The following is an 8,053-nucleotide window of genomic DNA, read 5'->3' as shown; positions in this document are numbered from 1 at the left end:
GCGCCGCCAATGATGACGCCAACGGCCAGGTCCATCACGTTTCCGCGATTGATGAACTCGGCGAACTCGGCGATGACGCCCTTCTTGCCGTCCCTGGCCATGTCTTTCTCCTGCATGCTCGTAGCGCCCCAGCATGGGCCCGCGCCCGTCTCGGCGCGGCCCAACGTGCTATTCTAATCGACTGTCTGTACGTACATGCGAATGCGCTACCAGCGGCTCGGCCCCGTGCCCGAGCGGCGCGCGTTCCAGAGATAGCCTTGCGAGAGGATGGTTCTTCCGTGGCAGAGAACAAGCCTGCGGCCGGCGCCGCCGACATGCCCAAGACCTACGACCCGGCAACCGCCGAGCCCAAGCTCATCGACCAGTGGATCGATGCCGGCTGCTACCGGCGCAGCAAGGGCGTCGGCGACTGCACCGTCGTCATTCCGCCGCCCAACGTCACGGGCGTGCTGCACATGGGCCACGCCATGGATGACACCATCCAGGACTCCATCATCCGCTACAACCGCATGCGCGGCCGCTCCACCCGCTGGATCGTGGGCACCGACCACGCCGGCATCGCCACGCAGACCAAGGTCGACAAGAAGCTCAAGAGCGAGGGCATCTCGCGCCTCGAGATCGGCCGCGAGAAGTTCCTCGACGCGTGCTGGGACTGGCGCCGCGAGTACGGTGGAACCATCATCAAGCAGATCCGCCGCATGGGCTGCTCGGTCGACTTCGACAACGAGCGCTTCACGATGGACCCCGAGTACGCCAAGGCCGTGCGCAAGGTCTTCTGCGACTGGTACCACGACGGCCTGATCTACCGCGGCAAGCGCATCGTCAACTGGTGCCCCAAGTGCACCACCGCCATCTCTGATGACGAGGCCGAGTACAAGGACGAGAAGGGCCACCTCTGGCACCTGCGCTACCCGCTCACCGAGCCGGTCAACGGCCAGGACTACATCGTCGTGGCCACCACGCGCCCCGAGACGATGCTCGGCGACACCGGCGTGGCCGTGAGCCCGTCCGACCCCGAGAAGGCCGCCTTCATCGGCAAGACGGTCATGCTGCCCATCGTCAACCGCGAGATTCCCATCTTTGCCGACTACCACGTCGACAAGGACTTTGGCTCGGGCTTCGTGAAGGTCACGCCCGCGCACGACCCCAACGACTACGCCATGGGCCAGGCCCACGACCTCGAGCAGATCAACGTGTTCGACGAGCACGCGGTCGTCGTCGACGGCTACGGCGAGTTCTCCGGCATGGACCGCGACCAGTGCCGCGAGGCCGTCGTCGCATGGTTCGAGGAGCACGGCCTGCTCGACCACATCGACGAGCACGAGCACTCGGTCATGCACTGCTACCGCTGCGACACCAAGCTCGAGCCGTGGCTGTCCGAGCAGTGGTTCGTGGCCGTCGACAGGCTCAAGCAGCCGGCGCTCGAGGCCGTGACCTCGGGCCAGATCAAGTTCCACCCGGCCCGCTGGACCGACACCTACACCACCTGGATGGAGAACCTCAAGGACTGGTGCATCTCGCGCCAGCTGTGGTGGGGCCACCGCATCCCGGTCTTCTACTGCGAGGACTGCGGCTGGGAGGACGCCTGCATGGACGACGTCCACGAGTGTCCGCACTGCCACGGCCACCACGTCCACCAGGACGAGAACGTCCTCGACACCTGGTTCAGCTCGCAGCTGTGGACCTTCGCCACGCAGGGCTGGCCCGACCACCCCGAGCAGATGGAGGGCCACCACCCCACGACGGCGCTCGTCACCGCGCGTGACATCATCGCCCTGTGGGTCGCCCGCATGGTCATGAGCTCGCTGTACTTCACCAAGGAGATTCCGTTCAAGGACGTCGTGATCTACGCCACGATCCTGGCCAAGGACGGCTCGCGCATGTCCAAGTCCAAGGGCAACGGCGTGAACCCGATGGACCTCATTGAGAAGTACGGCGCCGACGCCATGCGCTTCAACCTCCTCACGCTCGTTACCAACAACCAGGACGTCAAGTTCGACGCCAACATCGACAAGAAGACCAAGCAGCTCATCGACAGCCCGCGCACCGAGCAGGCCAAGGGCTTCGTTACCAAGATCTGGAACGCGAGCCGCTTCGTCCTCATGAACAGGGACGGCTACGCGCCCGGCCCCGCCAAGGCCGCCACGCCCGAGGACGCCTGGATGCTCTCGCGCCTCGCCAAGATGGTCGCCGCCACCACCGAGCGCCTCGAGGCCTACGAGATGGGTGACTACGCCCGCGAGCTGCAGAGCTTCTTCTGGGGTGAGGTCTGCGACTGGTACATCGAGCTGTGCAAGGGCCGCCTGCTCGATGGCGACGCCGCCACGCGCTTGCAGGTCCAGCGCAACCTCGTCTACGTCATCGACGCCTCGCTGCGCATGCTGCACCCGGTGATGCCGTTCGTGACCGAGAGCGTCTGGGACGCCATGCCCGCTAGCGAGCTCGACGCCAACGAGCAGGGCGGCTACGACGAGCACGCCGGCCGCTTCCTCATGATGGCCGCATGGCCCGACCCCAAGGTCGTCGCCAGCTTCGTTGACGACGAGGCCGAGTCGACCTTCGACATAGCCCGTCGCCTCGTGGCAGACGTGCGCTCTGCCCGCGCTCGCTACAAGCTCTCGCCCAAGACCGAGCTTGCCGTCGTGGTGAGCGCCGCCGCCGACGCCGCGGTCAAGCTCTCGAGCCAGGCCGACTTCGTCAAGAGCGTGGGCCGCGTGAGCAGCCTCGAGGTGTCCGAGAACGCCGAGAAGCCCGCCGCCTCCGTGACGCTCGTCGAGCCCGACTTCGAGGCCTTCGTCGTCATGGGCGACCTCGTGGACTTCGCCGCCGAGGGCAAGAAGCTCGAGAAGGACCTCGCCAAGGCCGAGAAGGAGCTGGCTGGCGTCGAGCGCACCCTCTCCAACCAGGGCTTCATTGCCAAGGCCGCCCCCGAGGTCATCGAGGCCAAGCACGCCCGCGCCGCCGAGCTCACCGCCACGGTCGAGCGCCTGCGCGCCCAGCTCGCCGACCTCGCCTAGGCCCCGGTAGCGAGGCTTCGCGTGCCCGCGGCACCGGACAACAAGCAGATCCTGAGGACCCAGCTCAAGGCCGTGCGTCGGGGGCTGGGTCCTTCCTTGCGCGCCAGCGTCGACGCCGCGCTGGCCCGGCGCGTCCTCGGGCTGCCCCAGTGGGAGGCGGCGCCAATCGTGCTCGCGTACCTATCGGTGCGCGAGGAGGTCGACACGCGCGCCCTCGTGGCGTCCGCGCTTGCGGCCGGCAAGCGCGTGGCGGCCCCGCGCGTGCTGGGCCCGCGCAGGCTCGCGTGGTATGAGGTGGGTGTGGGGGAAGCCTTCGAGCACAGTCGGATGGGCATCGATGAGCCGTATGAGCGCCCCGAGCGCCTCGTCGACGTAGGTGCGCTGGGCGCCGACACCCTCGCGCTCGTGCCGGGCCTCGCCTTCGACGCGCGGGGATACCGCCTGGGCTATGGTGGCGGCTTCTACGACGCGTTCCTGCGCGACTTCGCCGGCATGAGCGTGGGCCTGTGCCGCAGCGCCATGTTCCTCGAAAGTCTCGCCGCCCTGGGCGCCACCGAGTCCCATGACCTGCCCGTCGGCCTCGTCGTGACAGAGATGGGGACAAAAGACCCGTCCCCGTGTCCCCGCTAGCGAAGGCGCAGGGATATCCCCAGCGTGAGGCGCACGTCGGGGTCGTCGAGGTCAAGGCCGCTCACCTGCTGAATCTGTTCGAGGTGGCGGATGCAGGTGCTTCTCGTCATGAACAGGTCGCGGGCGGTGCGCGTCACGTTGCGGTCGTGGTCGAGGTAGCCGCGCAGCAGGCGCACGAGGTCGGTTCCCTGCGCGCGGTCGTACTCCATGAGGCGCAGAAGGCCCGCCGGCGTGAGCGCCGCCGGAATCTGGCGCACGCGCACGCGGCGCAGCATGTCGGGCAGCAGGTAGTCCTCGTAGCGCCACAGCGCCGCATCGGGCTGGTCCTTCTCGCCCAGGCGCGCGGCCGCAAGCGTCTGGTTGTAGTAGTAGAACGTGTTCTTGAGGTCGCCATACTCGCTGCTCACGCCCACCGCGAGCAGCCCCGGCACAAAGAGCCCGGCCATGCGACGCAGCATCGCGGAGTCCTCTGCGCCCGCGCGCGTGAGGTTGCACACCACCACGAGGTGAGCGCCGTGGAGCACGAATCCCACCTGCCCGACGAGCGGGGCGAGCGACGCCGCCGTGGCCTCGAGGCGCTCTTGGCTCTGCCCGCGCTGCACCGAGGCGATCGAGACGCACAGGTAGCGGTCGAAGACCTCCCAGCCAAAGGCGCGCGCCGCGGCCTCGATGCGCCGCTCGTCGAGCAACTGGTGGGCGAGGAGCCCCTCGAGCACGAGTTCGAGCTCGCGCGGCTGCCTACCTCCCTCAATTGCGCGCTCCACCGAGCGCTCCCACTGCTCGTGGCGCGCAAAGGTGCGCGTGACACGGGCGAGAAGCGCGCGGGCCGTGATGGCGCTCGCCTCGACCCACAGGACGTCGTGCCTGCCGTGGCACCACGCGGCCGGCGGTTCGCCCACGCAGACGAGCGATATCACGCCGCCCGTCTGGGGCGACTGGGGCAGCTCCGAGGCGTCGGCCACGTAGACCACGCCCTCCTCGAGTGGCTCGCCGGGCACGCAGGGGAGGGCGTAGCCGCAGGTGCGGCCGGCTGCCCCCGGTGCCAGGTGGCTCGAGAACTCCAGGCCGTCGAGCTCGTCCTTGAGCGTGAGCAGGTTGAGCCTCATGCTTCCTCCCTCGTTTGCGCGCGTGTGAACGTCGCGTGACCGCCCGTCTCGGCATATGACACACTTTGTAGCATCATCGTGCCACATTTGCGCCCTTTGTGCCTTCCTCGGCTAGACGGCACTTCTTAGAATGCTCTTCGTTGAGATAAGCGGCCTCGCTTTTGCCTGCCTTGCGCCAAGCCCCTGCGCATCAGAGTGCAGGGCCTGCGAACAAACTGTTCCAGTCTGGCGCGTATGCCTACCCGGGCGTACGCCGCGGCGGATAATGGCGAGGCGAGGCCCACGCGGACGCGATTGGAGAACCCATGCCCAAGTCTGACATCGAGATTGCGCAGGAGGCCGAGGTCTGGCCCATCGACAAGGTTGCCGCCACCCTTGGCATCACCGACGACGAGCTCATTCCCTACGGCCGCCAGATGGCCAAGGTCGACGTCACCAAGCTGGGCGATCGCCCGCGCCGCGCCAAGCTCGTGCTGGTCACGGCCATCAACCCCACGCCCGCGGGCGAGGGCAAGACCACGACCTCCGTTGGCCTGGCAGACGCTCTGCAGCGCCTTGGCAAGAGGAGCGTCCTGGCCCTGCGCGAGCCGTCGCTGGGTCCCGTGTTTGGCATCAAGGGCGGCGCCGCCGGCGGTGGCTACGCCCAGGTGGTGCCCATGGAGAACATTAACCTGCACTTCACGGGCGACTTCCACGCCATCGGCGCGGCCAACAACCTTCTCGCCGCGATGCTCGACAACCACATCAAGCAGGGTAACGACCTTGGCATCGACCCACGCCGCATCACCTGGAAGCGCGTCGTCGACATGAACGACCGCCAGCTGCGCAGCATCGTCTGCGGCCTGGGCGGCGTCGCCAACGGCATGCCGCGCGAGGACGGCTTCGACATCACCGTGGCCTCCGAGGTCATGGCATGCTTCTGCCTCGCCACCTCGATCGCAGACCTCAAGGAGCGCCTGGGCCGCATCGTTGTGGGCTACACCTATGACCGCGCGCCCGTCACGGCGCATGACCTGCATGCCGAGGGTGCCATGACGGCCCTGCTCAAGGACGCCATCTCGCCCAACCTCGTGCAGACGCTCGAGCACACGCCGGCCTTCGTCCACGGCGGCCCGTTCGCCAACATCGCCCACGGCTGCAACTCGGTCATGGCAACCGGCACGGCCATGAAGCTCGGCGACTACGTCGTCACCGAGGCCGGCTTTGGCGCCGACCTTGGTGCCGAGAAGTTCTGCGACATCAAGTGTCGCATGGCGGACCTTGCCCCCGACGCCTGCGTCGTGGTGGCCACGGTGCGCGCCCTCAAGCACAACGGCGGTGTGCCCAAGGCGGCGCTCTCCGAGGAGAACCTCGAGGCGCTCGAGGCCGGCATGCCCAACCTGCTGCGTCACGTCCAGAACATGCAGGACGTCTTTGGCTTGCCCGTCGTGGTCGCCATCAACGCGTTCCCCACCGACACGCCCGCCGAACTCGCGCTCGTCGAGAGCAAGTGCCGCGAGCTGGGCGTCAACGTAGCACTCTCCGAGGTCTGGGCCAAGGGCGGCGAGGGCGGCCTCGACCTGGCGCGTGAGGTCGTGCGCCTGTGCGAGCAGCCCCACGAGTTTGCTTGCGCCTACGAGCTGGGCGGCATCCGCGAGACCATCGAGGCCATCGCGAGGCGCGTCTACCACGCCGACGGCGTCGACCTTGCTCCCGCCGCAGCCAAGCAGATTTCCCAGCTCGAGGAGCAGGGCTTCACGAACCTGCCCGTCTGCATGGCCAAGACCCAGTACTCCTTCACCGACGACGCCAAGCGCCTGGGCGCGCCCGAGCACTTCCGCATCACGGTGCGCTCGGTCAAGGTCGCCGCGGGCGCGGGCTTCGTCGTGGCGCTCACGGGCAACATCATGACGATGCCGGGCCTGCCCAAGCACCCCGCCGCCGAGAACATCGACGTGGACGAGAAGGGCCGCATCACCGGCCTCTTCTAGGGCAAGAAATACCAGCTAGATTGGGTGGCGTGGCCGCTTGCGCGCGGCCGCGCCATCACGTGTGAGGAGCGTTTGCAAGACATGCAGGACATGCAGGACAAGGCAAGATCGATGATGGACGAGAGCTGCCGCACCTTTGCCGAGGCGCTGAGCCAGCGCACGCCCGTGCCGGGCGGCGGAGGGGCGGCCGCCTACGTGGGCGCGCTCGGCGTGGCGCTGTGCTCGATGGTCGCCCGCTACGACGAGGGCAAGCCAGCCTTCGCCGCCAGGCAAGCCGAGCTCGCCCATACGGTGGCCGCCGCCGAGCGCATTCGTGCCGAGCTCACGCGCCTCGTCGACGAGGACGCGGCGGCCTACGAGCTCGTGAGCGCGTCCTATGCCCTCGACCGCGAAGACCCCGCGCGCCCGGAGGCCATCGAGACTGCCCTGCACGAGGCGGCGCTGCCGCCCTACCGCATCATGGTGGCCTGCGCCCGCGCCATCGCCCTGCTCGAGGGCATGGCCCAGGACTGCTCGCGGCTGCTCCTCTCCGACGTGGGCTGCGGCGCCATGCTCTGCCGGGGGGCGCTCGACGCCGCGAACCTCACCGTCTGCGTCAACACCGCCTCGATGCGCGACCGCGAACGTGCCCGCGAGATAGACGAGCAGTGCGTGGCACTGATCGCCGAGTGGGAGCCACGCGCCCAGGCCATCGCCGACCTTGCGATTGGCGTCATGAAGAAGGGATACGGCCATGGCCACACTGCTTAGGGGCGCGCCCGTCACGGCCGCCATCACCCAGGGTGTCGCCGGGCGCGCCGCCGCCCTCGAGGCCCGCGGCATCACGCCGCGGCTCGCGATTATCCGCGTGGGCGAGCGCCCCGACGACCTTGCCTACGAGCGCGGGGTGCTCTCGCGCGCGGGCAAGACGGGCGTGGCCGTCGACCGCGTCGTGCTTCCCGAGAGCTGCTCGCAGGCCGAGCTGCTCGACAAGGTCCGTGTGGCGAGCGTCAACGCGGGCATCCACGGCATCCTGCTGTTCCGCCCGCTTCCGGCCCAGCTGAGCGAGGAGGAGACGGCTGCGGCCATCGCCCCCGAGAAGGACGTCGACTGCCTCACGGACGCCTCGCTTGCCCACGTGCTCACGGGTGCGGGCACGGGTTTTGCCCCCTGCACGGCGGAGGCCGTCGTGCGCCTGCTCGACCACTACGAGGTGCCGCTTGCGGGCGCTGACGTCACCGTCGTGGGCCGCTCGCTCGTCATCGGCAGGCCCGTGTCGCTCATGCTGCAGCGCAAGAACGCCACCGTGTGCATGTGCCACACCAAGACGCGCGACCTCGCGGCCCACACC

The 8,053-nt window shown here is 68.4% G+C and carries 7 protein-coding genes; 5 read left to right on the top strand and 2 right to left on the bottom strand.

The window, feature by feature from the left end; genetic code table 11:
• The coding region (locus tag AC1VTH_RS05065) for an MscL family protein (RefSeq protein ID WP_481335058.1) at positions 1-101 on the bottom strand (101 nt) is incomplete at its 3' end.
• A gap of 213 nt (positions 102-314) precedes the next feature.
• On the opposite strand from AC1VTH_RS05065, the gene AC1VTH_RS05060 reads away from it, so the two are divergent.
• Both AC1VTH_RS05060 and AC1VTH_RS05055 read left to right on the top strand, forming a co-directional pair.
• Positions 315-3,017, top strand: a complete 2,703-nt coding sequence (locus AC1VTH_RS05060; protein ID WP_481335057.1) for a valine--tRNA ligase — start codon at positions 315-317, stop codon at positions 3,015-3,017.
• Between the two features lie 21 nt (positions 3,018-3,038).
• A complete protein-coding gene (locus AC1VTH_RS05055) occupies positions 3,039-3,647 on the top strand; it encodes a 5-formyltetrahydrofolate cyclo-ligase (RefSeq protein ID WP_481335056.1) in 609 nt (202 codons plus the stop codon).
• Here the strand turns inward: AC1VTH_RS05055 and AC1VTH_RS05050 are convergent.
• Positions 3,644-4,753: a PucR family transcriptional regulator gene (locus tag AC1VTH_RS05050; RefSeq protein WP_481335055.1), complete on the bottom strand. Its 1,110-nt coding sequence runs from the start codon at positions 4,751-4,753 to the stop codon at positions 3,644-3,646. The genes AC1VTH_RS05055 and AC1VTH_RS05050 overlap by 4 nt on opposite strands.
• A 305-nt stretch (positions 4,754-5,058) precedes the next feature.
• Here AC1VTH_RS05050 and AC1VTH_RS05045 point away from each other — a divergent pair, with 305 nt between their 5' ends.
• The 3 genes from AC1VTH_RS05045 to AC1VTH_RS05035 all read left to right on the top strand — a co-directional run.
• Positions 5,059-6,723, top strand: a complete 1,665-nt coding sequence (locus AC1VTH_RS05045) for a formate--tetrahydrofolate ligase (RefSeq protein ID WP_481335054.1) — start codon at positions 5,059-5,061, stop codon at positions 6,721-6,723.
• Positions 6,724-6,804: 81 nt separating this feature from the next.
• Positions 6,805-7,473 carry a cyclodeaminase/cyclohydrolase family protein gene (locus tag AC1VTH_RS05040; RefSeq protein ID WP_481335053.1) on the top strand — a complete coding sequence of 223 codons (669 nt, stop codon included), beginning with the start codon at positions 6,805-6,807 and terminating at the stop codon, positions 7,471-7,473.
• Positions 7,457-8,053: tetrahydrofolate dehydrogenase/cyclohydrolase catalytic domain-containing protein (locus AC1VTH_RS05035; protein ID WP_481335051.1), on the top strand; the 597-nt coding region annotated here is incomplete at its 3' end. The genes AC1VTH_RS05040 and AC1VTH_RS05035, both read left to right, overlap by 17 nt.

Source organism: Parolsenella sp. (assembly GCF_982402205.1).
This window is presented reverse-complemented; position numbering and strand designations above follow the sequence as displayed.

Bases quoted from the DNA above. Each gene is read 5' to 3' on its own strand.
- AC1VTH_RS05060 (WP_481335057.1), top strand. From the start codon at position 315: ATGCCCAAGACCTACGACCCGGCAACCGCCGAGCCCAAGCTCATCGAC.
- AC1VTH_RS05050 (WP_481335055.1), bottom strand. From the start codon at position 4,753: ATGAGGCTCAACCTGCTCACGCTCAAGGACGAGCTCGACGGCCTGGAG.
- AC1VTH_RS05045 (WP_481335054.1), top strand. From the start codon at position 5,059: ATGCCCAAGTCTGACATCGAGATTGCGCAGGAGGCCGAGGTCTGGCCC.
- AC1VTH_RS05040 (WP_481335053.1), top strand. From the start codon at position 6,805: ATGCAGGACATGCAGGACAAGGCAAGATCGATGATGGACGAGAGCTGC.